The sequence below is a fragment of the Streptomyces sp. NPDC092369 genome (assembly GCF_044755245.1).
GTDB lineage: Bacteria > Actinomycetota > Actinomycetes > Streptomycetales > Streptomycetaceae > Streptomyces.
In genome coordinates this window covers 315,890-335,692 of sequence record NZ_JBIVQP010000001.1, presented here as the reverse complement: position 1 = coordinate 335,692, position 19,803 = coordinate 315,890, and the positions used below count along the sequence as shown (strand labels likewise).

The following is a 19,803-nucleotide window of genomic DNA, read 5'->3' as shown; positions in this document are numbered from 1 at the left end:
CGAGCCGATCACCTCAGCCGTCGTCGCCCGCCACCCCTCCCGTCGGGACGGCGGACGCGGCCTGGGCGCGCGGGAACTCGAACCAGACGATCTTGCCGGTGTTCAAACGGGTCGCGCCCCAGCGCCTGGCGAGCCGGTTCACCAGATACAGGCCGCGTCCGTTCTCGTCGGTGGTTCCCGCCTGCCGCAGCCGTGGCAGCTGCGGCACGTCGTCGCCGACCTCGCAGCGCAGTACATCGGTGCGCAGCAGCCGCAGGGTGATGGGGCGAGTGGTGTACCGGACGGCGTTCGTGACGACCTCGCTGACCAGCAGTTCGACGGAGTCGCTGAGTTCCTCCATGCCCCAGCGGGCGAGGGTGCGGCGGGTGAGCCGGCGGGCGCGGGCGGGGGCCGTGTTCTCGGGTTCGAGGAGCCAGTAGGCCACGTCGCTCGCGGCGATGCCGTCGAAGCGGGCGGCGAGCATCGCGATGTCGTCGTCCCGGTCCCCGGCGCCGGGCATGGTGAGGGCCTCGTCGCACAGGGCTTCGAGGGACGGCGGATCGTCCGGGCCGGTCGCCCGCGCCGCCGCGCTCAGCTTCTCGCGCAGCTGCTCGATCCCGGTGACCACGTCCCGCAGCCGGGACTCGACAAGGCCGTCGGTGTAGAAGAGCAGGGTCGCTCCGGCGGGCGCCTCCAGCTCCACGGTCTCGAAGTCGACGCCGCCGACGCCGATCGGGGCGCCTGGCGGGACCTGCAACACCTCGGTGTGGCCGTCGGGGTGGAGCAACAGGGGCGGCGGATGGCCCGCGTTGGCGATCGTGAGGCGGTGCGAGATGGGGTCGTAGACCGCGTAGAGGCAGGTGGCCATGCGGTCGGTGCCCATCCGCTGGGTCTGCTCGTTCAGGTGGTGCAGGATCTCCTGCGGGGGCAGATCGAGGCCCGCGAGAGTCTGCACGGTGGTGCGCAGCTGGCCCATCACCGCCGCCGAGGTCATCGAATGCCCCATGACGTCACCGATCACGAGCGCGATGCGGCTGCCGGGCAGCGGGATCGCGTCGTACCAGTCGCCGCCGACCCGTGCCGTCTCGGCCGCGGGGAGGTAGCGGAAGGCGAGGCGTACACCGGCGCTGGTCGGCAGGGTCTGCGGCAGCATCGTGCGCTGCAGCTCGTCGGCGATGAACGCCTCGCGGCCGTAGAGCACGGCCTTGTCGATGGCGAGGGCGGTGTGAGTGGCGAGCTGGGCCGCGACCAGGAGGTCGTCGTGCTCGTAGGAGGGCTGCTCGGCGCCGCGTACGAAGAGCGCGGCGCCCGTCACCCGGCGTCGGCCGCGCAGCGGCGCGAGGATCGCGCGCTGTCCTTCGGGTACGGGGAACTCGTCGCCGTCGCCGAGGAGTTCGGGCAGTGCGGCATGGGCCGCGGGCGTGTCGGTGAAGACGGGACGTACCGCGCGCAGCACCTCGGCGAGCGGACCGCCGGGCGCCACCGGACCGCGATGGGTACCGCGCAGCAGGGGAGAGGCGGGGGCCGACACGGAGACGGACATCGCCGCCTCCGCCGCGATCTTCTCCTGGGTGGCGCTCTCGGCGCGGTGCAGCCGCAGCACCAGGTTGTCGGGCGGGCGTTCGTCGCCGACGGGCATGGGGTCGCGCAGATAGACCAGGACCGAGTCGCAGAAGGCCGGCACGGTGGCCCGCACCAGCCCCGTCACGATCTCCTCCAGATCGAGGCCACGCGCGATCCGCCGGGTCGCCGAGCCCACGAAGCGCAGCCGCTCGTCCGTACGACGGGGAGCCGCGGAGGCGGACTGGCGGGGCAGGGGCTGCTGGAGGGCGGCCATGGGCGAGTCGACGTCGGTGAGCGGAGCGAGTACATCCGCGACCGCGCCCTCGGGGGTACGGGCGATCTGGGTCATGTTCGTCTCGTCCGGGGTCAGCGGCTCGGCCCGAGCGGCGGATGCCTCCATCGGCGTACGCGGATCCGGGTCGTGAGCGGACGAGAACGTCACGGGGTTGCGCTCCGGGTCGGGAACCGGCGTGTACGTCCCGGGTTCCTCGCCGCGTGCCGTGCCGTGGACGGCGCGCACCTCGGCGGGCGTGTCAGCCACGATTCCCTCCCTCCTCGTCCTCCACGACTCCGAGCTCGCATAACTCGCCGCGCGGCGGCTCCATCCTGTGTCCGGCCCGCGCCGGACGAGTCTGCACGCTCGACGGCGTCATGCCCATCTCCCGTCGGCGTGAGACGTCCTTGATCCGGATCGTGATCGTCCCGTCTCGTACCGGCGCCACCCCATCGTGTCGGCCCAGGCCGAACGGTACCCCGGGTCCCTGGGGGCGCGGCGGCTCGGGGCCCGCGGCCGGGGACGCGGGGGATCGAAGACGTCGACACTCACTCCGGCCCGCCCCTTCCCGCCCGCTCGGGCGCACTGTCCTGGTGAGCCCGCGCCTCCTCTGCCACCGGCACGCTACCCCCGCGCCGCCCCATTTCGGCCAGCACAGCCGACATTGTCTTGCGCGGGGCATGCTCGCGCAGACATACGGGGAAAGCCAGGACCACCTCTCACCGAACAGGTCATGATCGGCGACGAGTTCGGCCGCACCCCGAAGGCCCCGTCCGACCGGCGGCACTCACTGCCCCAACCGGTCCCGACCGTTCTCAACCGGTCTTATCCGGCCAGCAGCTTCAGCCTTCGGCGATGCCACACCACGGGATTGCGCTCGTCGTCGGTCATCATCGCCAGGACGCGCAGCACGATGATGTCGTGATCGCCCGCCGGATAGGTGTGCTCGATCGCGCACTCCAGCAGGATCGGAGCGCCCTCCAGGAAGATCGCGCCGGAGGCGGCCTCCGTCGTGCCGAGGCCGACGAAGCGGCTCTCCTTGCTGCGGGAGGCGAGTTGGCGGGCCTTGTCGCTGTGTTCCTCACCGAGGACGGAGACACCGATCGCCGCCGCGCCCGACAGCTCCGGCCAGGTCGTCGAGCTGTGCTGGACGGCGAACGAGACCATGGGCGGCCGGTGGGAGACGCCGACGGCGAAGGAGGAGACGATCATGACGGTCGGTTCGTCGTGGACGCGGGCCGCGAGGGCGGCGACCCCGGCCGGGAAACCGGAGAACGCCCTGGTGACGTCGTCGGGATCGGAGGTGAAACCCTCCAGTGCCGTCATCGGGGCGACCTGGCCCGCGCGAGGTCGAGCACGGTCCTGCCCCACCGCTCCAGCCAGCGGGCGAGCGAGTCGTCCGTCGTGTACGTGGAGTCGAGCTGATAGAGACCCTGCGCGGGACAGACCGCACCGAGTTCGACGAGCACCGGTTTGAGGGTGAGCTCGGGGGCCAGCGCGTGTGCGGGGCCCGCGCCGAGCATGAGCGGCAGCCCCACCTGTCCGGCGAGTCCCGTCGCCGTGGGGAACTGGTCGAGGAAGACCTTGAGCAACCCGCTGTAGGTCCCCTTGAACGTGGGCGAGGCCGCGATCACGACGTCCGCGGCCCGCACCCGCTCGACGGCCGCGGCGACACCCGGGTCGCCCCAGCCGAGCAGACCGGCGCCGAGCGAACCGACTTCGAGGACCTCACAGTCCAGTCCGAGTGCCTCGGCGAGGCGTTCGGCGGCATCGCGGGTGCGCGAGGCGGCCTTCGGATTTCCGACGACGGCGACAGCCTTCATCAGGCGACTCCTGTGGGTAGCCGGGGCCCCGCGGCGGCTGCCGCACGGGAGGTGGCCCCGGGGTGGTCGACTCGGAGGAGCAGGGCGGCGAGGAGACAGACAAGACCGACGGCGGCCAGTCCGCCTAGGGCGGCCGTATAACCGAAACCGCTCAGCAGCACGGCACAGACCGCACTGCCCAGGACCGCGCCGAGTTGCTTCACCGCATTGAAGGTGCCCGACGCCGCCCCGACCAGATCCGGTGCGACCGAGGTCACCGCCGCGATCGACAGGGGCGACCAGACGAACGAGTTGGCCACCCCGTACACGGCGAAGACAGCGGTCAGCGCGGCGATCGGCGCATTCGTCGCGACGAGCACCGCCGACGCCCCGATGGACAGCACGAGCGCGGACGACCCGACGAGGGCGACGGCACGCGCACCGACTCCGTTGTTCAGCCGGGCCGAGACCGGGGCCCCGAGCACACACACCACGCCCATCGGTACGAGGGTGAGCGCGGCGGCGCCGGGAGCGAGAGCGCGGTCCCGCTGGAGGTAGAGCATCAGCGGGATCATCGCCGAGCCCGAGCAGAAGGCCGCGGCGGCACCTCCCCAGGCCGCGGTGACGAACCCCCGGCTGCGCAGCAGGCCGATCGGTACGAGTGCCCGTGTCCCGTGTCCTCGCTGCAACCGGACGACGGCCGCGACGAGCAGTGCGCCGGTGACGGCGAGCAGCCACCGGGGGACACCCCACACGTCGGCGCTCGTGGCGTCTGTGCCCTGGACGCCGAGGACGAGCGCGCCGAGGCCGGCCGCGTTCGCGCAGATCGCCCAGATCGGGATGGCCGCCCGCTGACGGGGGAGGACCGGGACGAAGACGGCCACGGCGATCAGTACGGCGACACCGACCGGGACGTTGACCCAGAACACCGCGGGCCAGCCGCCCATGCCGACGAGCAGCCCGCCGAGCAGAGGTCCCGCGGCCACCGCCGCGCCGCCGGCCGCGCCCCACACGCCCAGCGCGACAGCGAGCCGCGGGGGCCGGAACAGGGCCTTGATGATGGTCAGGCACTGCGGTGTCATCAGGGCGGCGCCGAGCCCCTGCGCCAGACGCCAGCCGATGAGGGCCTCGACGGTGGTGGCCAGCGCGCACAGCAGCGACCCCAGCGTGAAGATCGCGAGCCCGATCAGATGGACGCGCCGGTGACCGTATCGGTCCCCCAGCCGGCCCGCGATGAGCAGGGGAACGGCGTAGGCGATGAGATAGCCGCTGTTGACCCACAGCGCGAGGGTCTCGCTGGTGTGCAGGCCGGTGACGAGGGCGGGCAGCGCGACCGAGGTGACCGTGCTGTCCAGCAGCAGCATGAAGAACCCCGCGCACAGGCTGGTGAGGGCGAGCCAGTGGCGGCGCTCGCTTCCCGCGGTCATCTCACCTCACCAGGTTCTCGCGCAGCGTGGCACCCGGACAGCGGGGCGCGAGCGCGCCGCGCCGGCGCAGCTCGGGCAGCAGCAGCTCGCCGACCTCGGCGAAGCCGGAGGGCATGGCCGACGGACAGGAGAACATGTAGCCGCCGAGCGATCCGGTCGCGGCGAAGTTCTCCTCCAACGCGTCGGCCACGGAGGCCGCGTCACCGACCAGACTGTGATCGAGACCCGTGGCGCGACTGCGGCCGTGCGCGAAGAACTCGTCGCGGCTCATCGTGTACTCCTCCCCGAACTCCGCGACGAGCGAACCGAGAAGACCCGCGGGACTCGCGTTGGCCGCGACCAACTCGTCCCGCAACTCCGCCAGTCGGAACGAACTCGGCAGCGTCGACAGGTCATAGCCCATGTTGTGCGACAGATAGGTGGCGACGGCCTCCTCGTGCCAGAACTCGTGCACCGCGTCGCGCCGCTCCCGCGCCTCGGCCGCCGTACGGCCCACGACGACCTGGGTCGCCCACAGGATGCCCACCCGGGCCGGATCGCGTCCCTCCGCCAGCAGCGCCTCGTCGAGCAGCTTGCGGTGGCGCTGCTGGGAGCCGAGGTTGCCTCCGAAGCCGAAGATGAGATCCGCGAACCGGGCCGAAGCGGCAATGCCGCGCGGCGAGTTGCCCGCTTGGACGATGAGCGGGTGGTGCTGCGGGCTGGGCACCGACGCGAGCGGACCGCGCACGGTGAAGAAGCGCCCGTGGTGGTCGATGGGGTGCACCTTCGCGGGGTCGGCGAAGCGTCCCGTGGCACGGTCGCGCACGATGGCGTCGGGTGCCACGGAGTCCCACAGCGCACGGCACACGTCGATGAACTCCTCCATCCGCTCGTAGCGCAGATCGTGGTCCATCAGCTCACCGAAACCGTAGTTCGCCGCGTCCGCGCCACGCGTGGAGGCGACCACGTTGAACGCGATGCGCCCGCCCGACACATGGTCGAGCGAGTTCAACAGCCGGGCGACGTAGAACGGATGCATGAACGTCGAGGAGTACGTCAGCCCGAAGCCGATCCGCTCGGTCACGGTGGACATCGCGGCGATGACGGGCGCCATGTCGTGCCGCGGCCACTGGATACCCCATTCCACGGCCGGTTCGATACTGCCCCGCCAGGTACTGGGTATGCCACTGCCGTCACCGAAGAACAGCAGGTCCACACCGGCGCGTTCGGCGGTGCGCGCCAGCTCCATGTACATGCGTACGTCCGGGAAATCCAGCCCGACCCAGGAGCCCGGCCGGGCCCACGCGCCCTCGGTGTGGGTGAAGGAGAGGTCGTAGCCGATGTGCATGCCGGTCATCGCGCGGCCTTCTTCCACAGCTCGACGACCTCGTCCGCGTCGCTGAGCACGGCCACGTTGAGTCCCAGCTGGAACAGCGCGGCGGCGTTGACGTGGTGGTCGTAGGCGGCCGTCGTGTCCTGCGGTACGACCACGGGCCAGTCCAGTTGGACGGCGTCCTGCGCGGTCGCGTACACACAGCACTCGCTCGTCAGGCCCACGACGGTGAGCCAGTCGCAGCCGGCCGCGCGCAGCCGTGCGTCGAGATCGGTGCCGAGGAAGCCGCTGTAGGCGCGCTTGACGACGCGCAACTCACCCTTGGCGGGATGCATTTGATACCACTCGGCGCCGGGCGTTCCGATGCGGCACGGCTCGTCCGGGCTCATGGGCGCGTCGAAGTCGCCCTCTCGCAGCCAGTTGCTGGACCGCCACGGTCGTGCCGGGTCGCTGCCCAACTCGACCCACACCACCGGCACTTGCGCGCTCCGTGCGGCATCGACGAGATCGCCGATGCGGGCGACCGTCCGGTCGAGTGTCGCCAGGGTGGCCTCGGTCAGGCCGTACGCTCCCAGTCGGTCGGGGTCGGCGAAGTCCCGCTGCACGTCGACCACGACGAGCGCCGGCCTGCTCTCGGGCCGCGCGAGCCGGGCGAGTTGTCTGTCCCGCAGTTCGGACATCAGGCCGCCACCTCGTCGCGGGCCCGCAGCGCGGGCAGCACGGTCTCGCCGAACAGCAGCATGTCCTCGTCGTACTCCGGGAAGATCAGCATGAGTCCGTCGAGGTCGGCCTCCCGCACGATGTACTCGATGTGCTCGGTGACCGTACGGGCCGAACCCGCGACATACGGCGTCTGGAAGGCCGCCTCCCCGTCGGCGCCGTCCGCCCACGCCCGGGCCTGGTCCTCGGGTACGCCCCAGGTGTGCCGCATATGGGCGAGCGCCTCGCGGTCGACACCCACACCCCACTCCTTCACCTTCTTCACGGCCAGTTCGTCGGTGTCGTCCTGGACGACGGTGAGCATCGAGTACGTCCTGCACACACGGCCGTTGGCCTTCGCCCGGGCATGGACGTCCGCGGACAGCGACCGCATGTCGTCGAGGCTGTCGGCGGCGAGGAAGGCACCGTCGGCGTACCGGGCCTGGAAGCGGCGCGCGTCCTCGGACCGGCCCGCGCTGATGACGGTCGGCCGGGTCGCCGGATGCGGACGGGACTCGCAGTTCACGAGGTCGAAGTACGGGGTGCGCATCGTGACCGAGTCCTCGCTCCACAACCGGGTGACCGCCTCCGTCCACAGCTCCGTCATCCGGTACCGGTCCTCGTGGCTCAACTCCGGGTCCCACTCGCCGAATTGCTCGAACTCCCCGGCGTACGAGCCGTTCACGATGTTCATGCCCGCCCGGCCACCGGAGATGTCCTGGAGGGTGGTCAGCATCTTCGCCGCGAGGGCGGGATTGTGGATGTTGGCGTGCAGGGTCGCCCAGATCTTGACCCGGCTGGTCGCCTCGGCGAGCGCCGCCATCATCGTCATCGACTCCAGTGAGCGGCCCCAGTGGTCCGTACTGCCGCCGAAACCACGCCACTTGGCCATCGACATGACGAAGTCGAGCCCGATGCTCTCCGCGTGCAGGGCGGCACGCCTGTTGTACGCGTAGGTCGCCTCGGGATGCGGCGCGGTGGTGGACAGCATCCACCCGCCGTTCCCGATGGGAAGGAAGATTCCGTACTCTTTCGCGGGCACGTCACAGGCCTCTCTGCGGTTCTACGGTGCGGGCCAGACGAGCTTGTCGTCGGCGTAGATGTCCTTGACGAAGGAGCCGTCGAACCACCCCTGCGCCTTGGCGCCGGTCACGCTGCCCGGCACGATCTTGAACTGGTGCAGCATGTCGACGAGTTTCCCGACGTTGGCGGGGTCGATGCCGCCCAGCGGCTGTCCGGGCGTCGGGTTCTCCTTCACGACCTGCGTCTCGGTCTTCCAGATGGTCGCGTTGAGCTTCTTGTCGTAGGTCGGTCCCGACAACTTGGCCGCGTAGCCCACGCATTCGGTGATGTGCGCCTCGTCGGCGGAGCAGTACTCGTAGGCGTGCAGGGCGGCCCGCAGTACGTCCTCGACGGCGTGCGGGTGCGCCTTGGCGAACGCCGGGTTCACCGCCATGGCACCGATCGAGCTCGGGATGCCGTAGTCCACCGGCTTCCACACGGTGACGTCCTTGCCGGCCGCCTTGAGCTGGTTGGGCTCGTTGGACACGAACCCGGTGAGCGCTTCGAGGCCGCCCTGCTTGCGGGGCAGTACGGAGGGGTCGTAGCCCTCCTTGACCAGCTTCAGCGAGTCCCACTTGACCCCGGCCTTGACCATCATCGCCTCGACGGTGGCGGGGACGTAGCCCTTGTGACCGACGACCTTGCCGTCGAGCTGGGTCAGATCGGTGATGTCCTTGTTGGTCATCAGGATGTCGAGACCGGCGTTCGAGTACGACGAGATGCCCTTGATGTCGATCCCGTTGGCCTGCGCCTGGATCAGATCCTGCTCGGAGATCGCGGACACCGTCGCCTGCCCGCCGGCCAGCAATTTGGTGTTCTGTGCGGTGTCCCCGGTACCGGGCTTGAGGTCGACGGTGAGGCAGAGGTCCTTGAAATAGCCCAACTTGGCGGCGGCGATGTATTCGAGGATCGAGACGGAGGACTGGAACTGGTACCCGGAGAGATACGTGATCTTCCCGGCGGCCTTGTTCTCGGCGCAGCGCTTCGCGGATATCGCGGACCCGGCCGCGCCGGCGGACGCGCTGTCGTCCGACCCGGAACCGCATCCTGCGACTCCGAGCACCAACACGGCGGTGACGAGGGATGATCTGGTGAGGTGATTGATGGGCATGGGTGACTCCAAAGTGGCGTTGATGCCGGGAAGTTGCTGAGGACAGGTCCGGACGAGCTTCCCGTCGGGCTCAGTTCGCGCTGTCGTGCCAGTGCAGAACACGTCGCTCGACGACGGTCACGACGAGCAGCAGCAGCACGCCCATCAGCGCGAGAACGAGGATCGACGCGTACACGACCGGTAGTTGGTTCATCGACGAGGCCACACTGATCGCCGTACCGAGACCACTCGTCGAACCCGACGCGGACATCTCCGCCACCACCGCCCCGATGATCGACAGCGGGAAGACGATGCGCAGCGCGGCGAACAGGAACGGCAACGCATGAGGAACACGTACGTGCCACAGCAACTCGACCCGGCTCGCGTCCATCGTCCGGTACACCTGCAACACCTGCTGCGGCACCGACCGCAACCCTGTGGCCGTGTTGATGAGAATCGGAAAGAAACAGATCAACCCGGTGATGATCAGCTTGGGCATGGGCCCGAACCCGAAGGCGACAACCAGCGCCGGCGCGATCGCCACCACCGGGGTCACATTGAGGACGACCGCGATCGGCATCACCGCCCGCCGAACCAGGGGAAGTTCACTCGTCAGCACCGCGAGAACGAACGCGGCGACGAACCCCATCCCCAGACCGGCCGTCGCCTCACCAAGCGTGACAAGGGCATTGTGAACGTAGTAGCTGAAATTGCCGGAGAGCGAACTGCCGACGTCGGACAACGGCGGCAGCAGATAGGGAAGTTGTTCGGCGCCCCAGTGCCAGAGCCCGCCGAGGAGCACCAGCATCACGACCAGGGGCAGCCAGACAGCCGGCCGGATCCACGCGATCCGGGACCGGGGGTGCCTGAGGCTGAAGCGGGACGGTTCAGCGGGTGGCTGCTCGATCTCGGCCGCCGCGGTGGCAGCGCGTTCGTCGGCTACGGTCATCTCCCTCACGCCCCCACTCACGCAGCTTCGCTGTGCCAGGCGCGCCGCAGCCGCTCTCGCACGAGGTCCTCGTACTCGTGGAACCGCCGTTCTCCGAAGAGCCGTTCACCGCGCGGCCGGGGCAGGTCGACGTCGATGCTCTCGACGATGCGACCGGGGCTCGGGGCCATCACGACGACCGTGTCGGAGAGCCGTACGGCCTCGGAGACGGAGTGGGTGACGAAGAGGACCGTCGTCCGCAATTCCTCCCACAGGTCGAGGAGTTGGTCCTGGAGGCTCTCGCGGGTGAACTCGTCGAGCGCCGAGAAGGGCTCGTCCATGACGAGGACGTCGGGCTGCAGACCGAACGCCCGCACGATCGCGGCGCGTTGGCGCATGCCGCCGGACAGCTGGGCCGGGAGCTTGTGCAGGGCGTCGCCGAGGCCGGCCTTGACGAGGAGTTCCCTCATGTCGGGGACGGCCGCAGTCTGTCGCTCGGCGAAGTCGGCTATGCGTTCCCGCCGCTTCCCCGCACCCCGGTTGATCTTCTGCGGCAGCGTGACGTTGCGCAGGACGGACAGCCACGGCAGAAGCGCGGGGCTCTGCGGCACCAGTCCGATCATCTTGGCCGCGCACGCCTGTGCCGGGGTCACGCCGTGCACCGACACCTCGCCGCGGTCCGGTTGTTCGAGTCCCGCGACGAGACGCAGCAACGTCGACTTTCCGCAGCCGCTGGGGCCGATGAGGCTGACGAAACGGCCCGACGGCACCGTGAGGTGAACGTCGTCGAGGGCCGTGGTCGCGGTGGACCCGAACCCGTAGACCCTTCGCACCGACCGCAGTTCGAGTGCTGGCGTACCAGTCACCTTCACGCTCCCATCCATGTCGCGGGCACGAGTGCCCGATCCTGGAAGTCGGAGAGCGTGCGTAGCGAGTGCGACTGACTGCCACGCGGAAATCCGCTTAGGTGCCCCCGACCGTAGGAAGATTGTGTTTCGGGACACCGCAGTTGTCTGTTACGCGCGTTTTACGTCTGGCCGCGACGGGGCTCGCAGTGGGGCGACGGCGCTGCCGTCGAACACGTAGATCTCGATCCCGAGGTCTGCCGCGGCCCGGGCCACCCACCCGCCGAGCGCCTGCACGATCAGCTCGGTGACCACCAGTACCGTGCGCTCGGCCGTCGGCACGGAGTCCCGCAGCCACAGCAGCTTGAACATGTCCGCCATGACCTTGTTGCGGTAGGCGGGCTTGTAGGCACCCTGGTTGCAGACCAGTTGGACGAGCACACGGCCCGTGGCGTCGATACCCTCCACCTCGACGCGGCTGCCGTCGGGGAGCATCAGCGGTGTCGGACGCAGCACGACACCGAGCCCGTCACCGAGGGCGAGCAGCATGCGGCGCTCTATGGACCCCTCGGCGAACCGGCTCCACTCGGTGGGGGAGTCGAGAACTTTCAGGCGCACGTCCCGGAGTCTAGGAATGGGCCGTTTCCGCGGTGTTTCGTGGTGCCCGTGCGAGTTCCGTGCCGCGGTCAGCCGTGCCGCAGCAGCCCGTGTGCCAGCAGCCGCGTCAAGGCCTCGACCGCCGCGTCGCCCTCCTCCTCGCTCGCGGCCTCGCTCTCGGCGGGTGTCGCGAGCTGGCAGAACCGCTCGATCATCGCCACGGCCGCGAGCGCGGTCAGCCGCGTGTCCCGGTCCGGGGTGGCGAGAGCGCGCGCCTCGGTCACGTGCGCGGTCCAGATGTCGACGTGCCGCGCCCGCATGTCCTCCCAGTGGGTGGCGAACTCCGCGCTGACCAGCGATGCCTCGTAGAGGGCGGTCATCTCGGCGCGGTGGGCGCGGTAGGTGTCCCAGTAGGCGCGCACGTGTCCGCGGATGTCCTCGACCCCGTCGAGCGCGTGCGGTCCGCCGGCCTGCTCGGTCACGCGCTCGCGCAGCGCCGCGGCGAAGTCGTCGACGACCGAGCGCAGCAGGTCGTCCTTGTCGGTGAAGTACCGGTAGAAGACACCGGCCGACTTGCCCGCCTCCGCCGTGATGTCGCCGATCTTCGTCGACAGGTATCCCTGGCGGGCGATCACCCGCAGAGCGGCGGCCTTGAGCTCGGCGGCCGAGCGCTCGCCCTTGGACGTCACGGGTGCGGGCATCGGCCCTCCGGCATTCTGGAGAACGGGCACTGTGGAGAAGGGGCACAGTGGAGAGGAGCAGCAAATGTGAATTCAGGTTCAGTTATAACACCTGACGCGCATCCGCCTGACGCCCATCCCGCCTGATCCCTGTCCGCCGCATGCCCTCCCGCCGTCTACCGCGCCCCCGTCAACACCTCCGCCGCCGCCACGCCGGAGGCCGCCGTGGCCCCGTGCGTGAAGATCTGCACCGCTCCACTCAGGCCGGTCCCCGGCAGGCCCATCTCCACCACGATCGCGTCGGGGCGCGCCGCGATGACGTCGGCGAGGGCGTCGGCCATCCAGGTGTGCCGGGAGACGTCCCGCACCACGACGACGAGGGGGCGGCCCGCGGCGGGCTCCAGCGCGCACGCCCTCAGGGTCGCCGGCTGGAGTTCCTGTCGCCGGACTCGGACGGCGGTCGTGCCGGGCAGGCGCTCACTGAGAGGGGCCGCCACGCCCCACGGGGTTTCCCTGCCGATGGCCAGGTTCGCGGTGGGGGCGAATTCCACGACGTGCGGGGCGGCGGCGAGCGGCAGGGCCGCGGTGACCGCTCCCGTCAGCCGGATGGCACGGCGCGCGGCGGCGAAGCCGATGTCCCCACCGGTCGTGCCGCCGCCGTCGGCATGGGCCAGGCCCGCCGACCAGGTGGCGAACTCCCGCACCCGCGCGGCGGCTTGCTCCAGCCGCTCCCGGGTGAGGCTCCCGTCGGCCACGGCGTCCTCAAGAGCGCCGGCGAGCCGGCCGACCATCGACTCCTCGGCGTTCTCACCGCCGACACAGACCGCGTCGGCACCGGCCGCGACCGCTCGCACGGTCGCGCCCTCGATACCGAACCGGTCGGCGACGGCGCCCATTTCGATGGCGTCCGTGACGATCAGGCCGTCGAAGCCGAGCTCGTCGCGGAGCAGGTCACCCAGGATGCGCGGGCTGAGCGTGGCGGGCAGGTCGGGATCGTACGCGGGCACCAGGAGGTGTCCGCTCATCACCGCGCGCACGCCCGCGTCCAGGGCGGCCCGGAACGGAGGCAGCGCCTTGGCGGCGATCTCGTCGCGGTCGGCGCCGTAGACGGGCAGGCCGTGGTGGGAGTCGACGGCCACGTCGCCGTGGCCGGGGAAGTGCTTGGCGCAGGCGGCGACTCCGCCCGACTGCAGGCCCCGGATCCAGGCGGCGGTGTGGCGGGAGACGACCTTGGGATCCGCCCCGAAGGACCTGACCCCGATGATCGGGTTGTCCGGGTTGGAGTTGACGTCCGCGCTGGGCGCGTAGTCCAGACTCACGCCGACGGCGCGCAGTTGGCGGCCGAGGTCGGAGGCGACGGACTCGGTCAGCTCGGTGTCGTCGACGGTGCCGAGCGCGAGGTTGCCCGGACGGGTGGACCCGGTGGCGGACTCGATCCGGGTGACGTCACCGGCCTCCTCGTCGATCGCGATGATCAACTCGGGGTTCTCCGCGCGTAGTTGTGCGGTGAGCAGGGCGACCTGGTCCAGCGAGACGATGTTGCGGGAGAAGAGGACGACGGACGCCAGCCCGTCCCCGATCTCGCGCAGTACCCAGTCGGGGGCCTCGGTGCCCACGAACCCCGGTTGCAGGACGGAGAGCGCCAGCCGTCGCAACTCCGTACTGTGCTTGCTGGAGACCATCGAGTGTGCTCGCCTTCCGGGTGGTCAACTTGGTACAGACCAATCTGCGCCAAGGCTAGCGGCTCATGTCAAGAGGGAGCCGGGTCGCACCCCGAGTGCCCGCCGCGGCTGCGGTTCCGACCTGCGGCAGGCCCTTCGTCCGCTCCGCCCCGTGCCCTTTCAAGTGCGCATGGATATCGACGAATTGATGGCGACACGCGCTCAACGGGCATGTTTGACACGGCGAGATGGTCTAGTCCAAATTGGTGGCACGCGAGTTCGAAGTGTGGCTGGTGCGGCGCGTGGTGCAGCAACCCTGTAGGCCGCCCGCCCTCCTTCGGGCCGTGCGGCAGCGCGCTGTTCGCCAGGCGCCGTCGCACGGCACCGGTACGCGTCCGGATGCAGGTGTCAGGTGTGCAGACCGCCGCATGCCCGCATTCCTGTGCCGCGGCCGGCACCTCGCACAAGCGGTGGCCTCCGGCCGGTGGCCACCGGTAAGAGATCGAGGTCTGGAACACTGCATGCCCACGCCTGACCGTTATCTCCACCGTGCCGCTTCGCCCGTCCCCTACTTCAGCCCGGACGGCGAGATCTACCTCGCACAGACCGCCCTGCGCGACCTGAAGAAGACCGTTCCCCTGCGCGTGCTGTCCGAGGAGGACTTCGCCTCCTGGCAGAACTACGGCTACGTCGTCGTGAAGCAGGCGATCCCCGCGTCATCGGCCCGCCAACTCGTGGATTTCGCCTGGGACTTCCAGGGGCTGGACCCCGAGCGTCCGGACACCTGGTACGAGGAGCGGGAGTACCGCTCCGACCTCGACCGTGACCTGCACATCTACGGGTTCGTCGAGGCGTACCACCACCAGCTCATCTGGGACAGCCGCATGACCCGGCGGGTCTACGACGCGTTCGTGGACGTCTGGGACTGCGAAGAGCTCTGGGTCACCCTGGACCGGCTCAACCTGAACCCGCCCAACGTCAAGAACCGCTCCCGGGCGCTGATCCCGAGCACCGAGGAGGGGTTCGACATCGAGCTCCACTGGGACGTCGACACCACGCTCGGCGTCCCGCCGCAGCGCGTCCAGGGGATCATCGCCCTCAACGACACCACCGCGGAACTCGGCGGCTTCCAGTGCTGCCCCGAGCTGTTCCACCGCTTCGACCGCTGGAAGGCGCTCCAGCCGGACGGCCGCGACCCGATCCGCCCGCGGATCGACCGCGCCGAATATCCGGTGGTGCGGCCCGAGTTGGAGGCCGGCGACCTGCTGATCTTCAACGGCATGCTGGCCCACGGAGTGGCCCCCAACACCTCGAAGGACGGCGTGCGGGCGGCCCAGTACCTGTCGATGATGCCGGCGCTGGAGACCCACCAGACGCTGCGGCGTTCCCGGGTCGACTCCTGGCGCACGCTCAGCACCCCGGAGTGGAACGCGACGCTGCTGGGCGACGCCCGCAAGCACGAGTCGCTGCGGTACGGCAGGGCCACCCTCGACGAACTGGGCGCCAAGCTCCTGGGCCTCGCGTCCTGGAGCGGCGTCGATCTGGACGACTCGGTCGGAGAAGCCGCATGCGCCGAATATGTCTGACCCTGCCCACCAACCGGCCCTGCTCGGCGACGATCGAGGCCATCGCCGATGAAGCCGCCTACGCCGTCGAGCACTTCGACACCGAAGTGCACCTGCTGATTCTCGACTCCTGCGACGCGCCCGCGTACGCGGAGCACGCCGAGACGGTGCGCCGACTCCCGCACGATCCGCGGATCGTCGTCCACCACCTCGACGAGGAGCACCAACGCGCCTTCCTCCAGCGGACGATCGGCCGGGCCGCGGCCACGAAGCCGGACCTGCTCCTGGAGTTGATGCTCCCCGCGAAACTCTCCTACGGCGCCTGCACCAACCGGGCGTTCCTGATCGCCGCCGCGCTCGGCTGCGAGTCCGTGCACCGCAGGGACTCCGACAGCCGCTACCAGACCCTGAACGGCGAGACCCTTTTCCCCGTCCACCACGAACTCACCTCGCTCGGCCGCCGCGCGGCCGACACGACCGCCGACGTCACCGAGAACATGCTGGCCGAGCGGCACGCAGACAAGACGGTCTCGATGGTGGCCGCCTCCTTCATCGGTGAACTCTCGGTCGACATCGGCGAGATCCTCGACTTCGACCCCGCCGTCTACCACGACATGGTCAGCCTGTGGGCGCCCATGGACTGGTCGGGCGAACAGAAGAAGCAGCTGGTCGAGGAGTCCTTCCGGGGAGCGGGCACCGACCCCTTCGTCCAGGACCACTCGACCCTCGCCCTGGTCGACCCGATGCGCGTCGACATGTGCAACATCAGTTTCCACGGGGTGCACGAACGCGTGCCGCTGCCACCGGCGACGGACACCATCGGCAGCGACTACTTCCTCATCCACCTGGTCCACGACGCGGCCCTGCCCGGAGTGCTGCACAACCGGCACATCGTCAACTTCTACACGGGCGAACGCCGGACCGACGCCGGTTTCACCGCGTACCAGATGCGCTTCGTCAAATTCCTGCTGTCGATGCTCTACTTCAACGTCGTCTACGACCGAATGGCGCAGTCGGGAGCGGAGTTGGTCGACGAGCACGGGCAGGTACGCGCGGCCCCGATCGCCCGGCTGGCCAGGGAGAGCGCCCTGCTCGACCGGACCGAGAACGTGCGCCGGCTGGACGCCCTCGATGTCTCCTACCGGCGACTCGGCGGCAGATACGCGGAGTTCGCCGACCTCCTGGCGGCACGCCGTGAACGCCTCCTCGACGAGGCGCGCGGCGACATCGAGGACTTCGCCCTCCTGACCGAGTCCTGGGAAGCGCTCGTGGAGGCCGCCCGGCACACCCCGGTCCGGACTCCGACGGAGCGGCGGGCGTGAGCGCGACGCAGGTTCAGGAGTCCGCCGCCCTCCGTGCCGCGCTCGTGGCGGCCACCGAGGACCGGATCGTCTTCGACCTCGGCGGAATCGCGGAACGCTACGAGACGCTCCGCCGTGAACTGCCCGATGTGCTCGTCCGGTTCGCCCTCAAGGCCTGTCCGGTCGACGAAGTGATCGCGTGCCTGGCCCAGCTGGGCGCCGGCGCCGACGGGGCCAGCCCACGCGAACTGGAGCAGGCGCTGCGGGCGGGCGTGCCGGTCGAGCGCGTGCACTACGGCAACACCGTCAAGTCCGACCGGGACATCGCCGAAGCCCACCGCCTCGGCGTCGACACCTTCGCGACCGACAGCGTCGAGGATGTGGCGGCGATCGCCCAACACGCCCCCGGGGCACGGGTGTTCTGCCGTCTGGCGACCACCGGCGAAGGCGCCCTGTGGGGCCTGACCGGCAAGTTCGGCTGCTCGCCCGCCGACGCGGTACGCGTACTGGAGACAGCACGCGAAGCGGGCCTCGCACCGGCCGGCCTGTCCGTCCACGTGGGCTCCCAGCAGATGACGGCGGACGCCTGGCACAGCGCCCTCGAAGACCTCGCCGACGTCCTCGCGGAGCTGGGCCGGCGCGGGATCGTCCTGGACCACGTCAACCTCGGCGGCGGCCTCCCGGCGCTCGGCTACCAGGACCGGTACGGCACACCGCTCGAACCGCCGATCGACAAGATCTTCGCGGTCATCCGTGAGGGCATGCGCCACCTCAAGGAGGTCCACGGCGAGCATCTCCGGTTCGTCATGGAGCCGGGACGTCATCTCGTCGCCGACCACGGAGCCATCCGGGCCCGGGTGACCCGACTGGCCGAGCGGCGCGGACCGGACGGCGAACCCCAGTACTGGCTCTACCTCAGCTGCGGGAAGTTCAACGGCCTGTACGAGATGGACGCCGTGCAGTACCGGCTGCACTTCCCCACGCACCCCGACCCCACCCACGTGCTCGCCGTCGTCGCGGGCCCCACCTGCGACAGCGACGACGCCTACCCCAGCGACCAGGGACTCGTCCGCGTCCCCAAGGAGCTGGCGTCGGGGGATCCGGTCTGGGTGCTGTCCAGCGGTGCCTACGCCATGAGTTACATGACCCAGGGCTTCAACGGGTTCGACCCCCTGCCGTACACCGTGACGAACGAGAGGCGCCCATGAGCGACCTCGTACGCATCCGCCCCATCGCGGAGACCGACTGGGACGCCATCGTGGAGATGGAGGCCCGCGCCTACGACGAACTCGGCCTGACGGAGGGCCGCGAGGTGCTGCGCTCCCGAGCCGACGCCTCACCCGATCTGTGCTTCGTGCTGAACGTCGGCGCCCGCCCGGCCGGTTACCTGCTGGCGCTGCCCTACCCGGCCTTCCACTATCCCGACCTGGAACACACCCAGCCGGCGGCGGCCGCGGCGGCCTCGTCGTCGGACAACGTCCACCTGCACGACATCGTTATCACCGAGGGCCTCCGGGGCAGAGGGCTGGCCCAGCGTCTCCTGCACCACCTCGCCTCGACGGTCCGCGCGCGGGGCTACGAGCGGATCTCGCTGGTAGCCGTGGGCTGCAGCCGGACGTTCTGGTCGGCACGCGGATTCACCGCACACCCCCGGGTCCGGCCCAGCGGCTACGGCACGGGCGCCGTCTACATGTCCAAGGCGGTGCGGGCCGACCGCGCCGCGACGCCCGAGCCGGCCGACGTCCCGCCGCGCGGTCCGTTCGCCCCGACGAAGCGAGCTGATGCGCGTGTTCCGTGTCCATGACCCCTTCGTGCGCAGCCAGTTGGCCATCGCCGCACTGTTCTGCGCCCTCGGTTTCCAGTACGCCACCTGGGCCTCGCGGATCCCCGCCATCAAGGCGGACCTCGGACTGACCCCGGCCGAGGTGGGCGTCCTGCTGATGGCGGCCGGAGTCGGCGCGGTGGCGTCCTTCCCGCTGGTCCCGGTGCTCATGAGGAGGCTGGGTTCGGCACAGTTGGCGCTGCTGTCCACCGTCTGCCTGACCGTCGTGCTCCTGGGCCTGGCCGCGGCGCCCAACTACCCGGTCGCCCTGGTGGTCATGGGTGTCGACGGCGTCTTCGTGGGATGCCTGAACGTCGCCATGAACGCGCAGGGCGCCGCCCTGGAGGCACGGCACGAACGCAACACCATGGCCCGACTGCACGCGACGTTCAGCGGCGGTTCCCTGCTGGCGGCGCTGGTCGCCTCCGTCATGACCGCCGTGACCTCGTCGGTCGGGTTGCACTTCGGCGTCGCGGCCGTGCTCCTCGTCCTGCTCGCGGTCGCCGCCCGCCCCGGCCTGCTCGCCGACGACGAGCCGGCAACCGAGGAGAAGGAGAAGAAGAGCCGCGGCACATGGACCCTGCCGTCCCGGATGGTGATGTGGATGTGCGTCGCCATGGCGTTCGGCACCGTCACGGAGGGCGCCATGAACGACTGGTCCGCCCTCTACCTCAAGGATGTGGCCAAGGCGTCCGCGGAACTGGCGCCCCTGGGTATCGCCGTGGTCTCCGGAATGATGGTCCTCGCCCGCCTCTTCGCGGACGGCTGGCGCAGCCGCTGGGGGGACGGCCGGATCGTCCTGTCCGGAAGTGCGCTGGCCGCAGCGGGCCTGGCCTTCGCCCTGGTGAGCGGGGGAGTGGCGCCCGCCCTCATCGGCTTCGCCTGCGTCGGCCTGGGCGTCGCGGCCGTGACCCCGTGCATCTACGTGGCCGCGGCGAAACAGGGCTCGCAGGCCCTGGCCCTGGTCGCCGCGATGGGCACGACGGGCCTGCTCGCCGGGCCGCCGTTCATCGGCTTCGTGGCGAACGCCAGCAGCCTGGTCGGGGGCCTGGCGGTCGTCGCGGCGGCCGCCGTCGTGGTGGCCCTGTGCAGCACGCAGATCCGCTGGACACCCGTGGTCGCCGACCGGACCCTCGCCGGCCAGTAGCGCACCAGCCGACCTGAGGTCGCCACCGGCCCCGCACCGAAGCCGACGG

General features: G+C 70.2%; 18 protein-coding genes. 5 read left to right on the top strand and 13 right to left on the bottom strand.

Annotated elements, in window-relative coordinates:
- Positions 1–13 precede the first annotated feature (13 nt).
- The 13 genes from ACIQI8_RS01435 to ACIQI8_RS01375 form a co-directional block, all read right to left on the bottom strand.
- Positions 14–2,083 (bottom strand): SpoIIE family protein phosphatase, encoded by a 2,070-nt coding sequence (locus ACIQI8_RS01435; RefSeq protein ID WP_402343270.1) that lies wholly within the window; start codon positions 2,081–2,083, stop codon positions 14–16.
- A 558-nt stretch (positions 2,084–2,641) separates the two neighbouring features.
- Positions 2,642–3,142 carry a flavin reductase family protein gene (locus ACIQI8_RS01430; RefSeq protein ID WP_402343268.1) on the bottom strand — a complete coding sequence of 167 codons (501 nt, stop codon included), beginning with the start codon at positions 3,140–3,142 and terminating at the stop codon, positions 2,642–2,644.
- Positions 3,139–3,639, bottom strand: coding sequence for an NAD(P)H-dependent oxidoreductase (locus ACIQI8_RS01425; protein ID WP_402343265.1), 501 nt, complete (start codon positions 3,637–3,639; stop codon positions 3,139–3,141). Before ACIQI8_RS01425 ends, ACIQI8_RS01430 begins: the two co-directional genes overlap by 4 nt.
- A complete protein-coding gene (locus ACIQI8_RS01420) occupies positions 3,639–5,045 on the bottom strand; it encodes an MFS transporter (RefSeq protein ID WP_402343261.1) in 1,407 nt (468 codons plus the stop codon). The genes ACIQI8_RS01425 and ACIQI8_RS01420 overlap by 1 nt, the downstream gene beginning before the upstream one ends.
- 1 nt (position 5,046) lies before the next feature.
- Positions 5,047–6,381 carry an NtaA/DmoA family FMN-dependent monooxygenase gene (locus tag ACIQI8_RS01415; protein ID WP_402343258.1) on the bottom strand — a complete coding sequence of 445 codons (1,335 nt, stop codon included), beginning with the start codon at positions 6,379–6,381 and terminating at the stop codon, positions 5,047–5,049.
- Complete coding sequence (locus ACIQI8_RS01410; protein WP_402343255.1) at positions 6,378–7,037, bottom strand: cysteine hydrolase family protein; 660 nt, start codon at positions 7,035–7,037, stop codon at positions 6,378–6,380. Before ACIQI8_RS01410 ends, ACIQI8_RS01415 begins: the two co-directional genes overlap by 4 nt.
- Positions 7,037–8,098 (bottom strand): LLM class flavin-dependent oxidoreductase, encoded by a 1,062-nt coding sequence (locus tag ACIQI8_RS01405; protein ID WP_402343253.1) that lies wholly within the window; start codon positions 8,096–8,098, stop codon positions 7,037–7,039. The genes ACIQI8_RS01410 and ACIQI8_RS01405 overlap by 1 nt, the downstream gene beginning before the upstream one ends.
- A 21-nt stretch (positions 8,099–8,119) precedes the next feature.
- Positions 8,120–9,229 (bottom strand): ABC transporter substrate-binding protein, encoded by a 1,110-nt coding sequence (locus ACIQI8_RS01400; protein ID WP_402343250.1) that lies wholly within the window; start codon positions 9,227–9,229, stop codon positions 8,120–8,122.
- 70 nt (positions 9,230–9,299) lie between these two features.
- A complete protein-coding gene (locus ACIQI8_RS01395; RefSeq protein WP_402343247.1) occupies positions 9,300–10,157 on the bottom strand; it encodes an ABC transporter permease in 858 nt (285 codons plus the stop codon).
- Between the two features lie 17 nt (positions 10,158–10,174).
- Entirely contained in the window at positions 10,175–11,002 is an 828-nt protein-coding gene (locus tag ACIQI8_RS01390; RefSeq protein ID WP_402343244.1) for an ABC transporter ATP-binding protein, read from the bottom strand.
- A 150-nt stretch (positions 11,003–11,152) separates the two neighbouring features.
- Positions 11,153–11,599, bottom strand: a complete 447-nt coding sequence (locus ACIQI8_RS01385) for a hypothetical protein (RefSeq protein ID WP_402343241.1) — start codon at positions 11,597–11,599, stop codon at positions 11,153–11,155.
- 68 nt (positions 11,600–11,667) lie between these two features.
- Positions 11,668–12,279: a TetR/AcrR family transcriptional regulator gene (locus tag ACIQI8_RS01380; RefSeq protein ID WP_402343238.1), complete on the bottom strand. Its 612-nt coding sequence runs from the start codon at positions 12,277–12,279 to the stop codon at positions 11,668–11,670.
- 155 nt (positions 12,280–12,434) lie between these two features.
- Positions 12,435–13,940: a glycoside hydrolase family 3 protein gene (locus tag ACIQI8_RS01375; protein ID WP_402343235.1), complete on the bottom strand. Its 1,506-nt coding sequence runs from the start codon at positions 13,938–13,940 to the stop codon at positions 12,435–12,437.
- A 500-nt stretch (positions 13,941–14,440) separates the two neighbouring features.
- On the opposite strand from ACIQI8_RS01375, the gene ACIQI8_RS01370 reads away from it, so the two are divergent.
- Genes ACIQI8_RS01370 through ACIQI8_RS01350 form a run of 5 tightly spaced genes read left to right on the top strand, consistent with a single transcriptional unit; the run spans position 14,441 to position 19,754 of the window.
- Positions 14,441–15,505, top strand: a complete 1,065-nt coding sequence (locus ACIQI8_RS01370) for a phytanoyl-CoA dioxygenase family protein (RefSeq protein ID WP_402343232.1) — start codon at positions 14,441–14,443, stop codon at positions 15,503–15,505.
- A complete protein-coding gene (locus ACIQI8_RS01365) occupies positions 15,487–16,806 on the top strand; it encodes a DUF6271 family protein (protein WP_402343229.1) in 1,320 nt (439 codons plus the stop codon). The genes ACIQI8_RS01370 and ACIQI8_RS01365 overlap by 19 nt, the downstream gene beginning before the upstream one ends.
- A complete protein-coding gene (locus ACIQI8_RS01360) occupies positions 16,803–17,993 on the top strand; it encodes a type III PLP-dependent enzyme (protein WP_402343226.1) in 1,191 nt (396 codons plus the stop codon). The genes ACIQI8_RS01365 and ACIQI8_RS01360 overlap by 4 nt, the downstream gene beginning before the upstream one ends.
- Positions 17,990–18,589, top strand: coding sequence for a GNAT family N-acetyltransferase (locus ACIQI8_RS01355; RefSeq protein ID WP_402343223.1), 600 nt, complete (start codon positions 17,990–17,992; stop codon positions 18,587–18,589). Before ACIQI8_RS01360 ends, ACIQI8_RS01355 begins: the two co-directional genes overlap by 4 nt.
- On the top strand, positions 18,567–19,754 hold the full coding sequence (locus ACIQI8_RS01350; RefSeq protein ID WP_402343220.1) for an MFS transporter: 1,188 nt from the start codon (positions 18,567–18,569) through the stop codon (positions 19,752–19,754). The genes ACIQI8_RS01355 and ACIQI8_RS01350 overlap by 23 nt, the downstream gene beginning before the upstream one ends.
- The last annotated feature ends 49 nt before the right edge of the window (positions 19,755–19,803 follow it).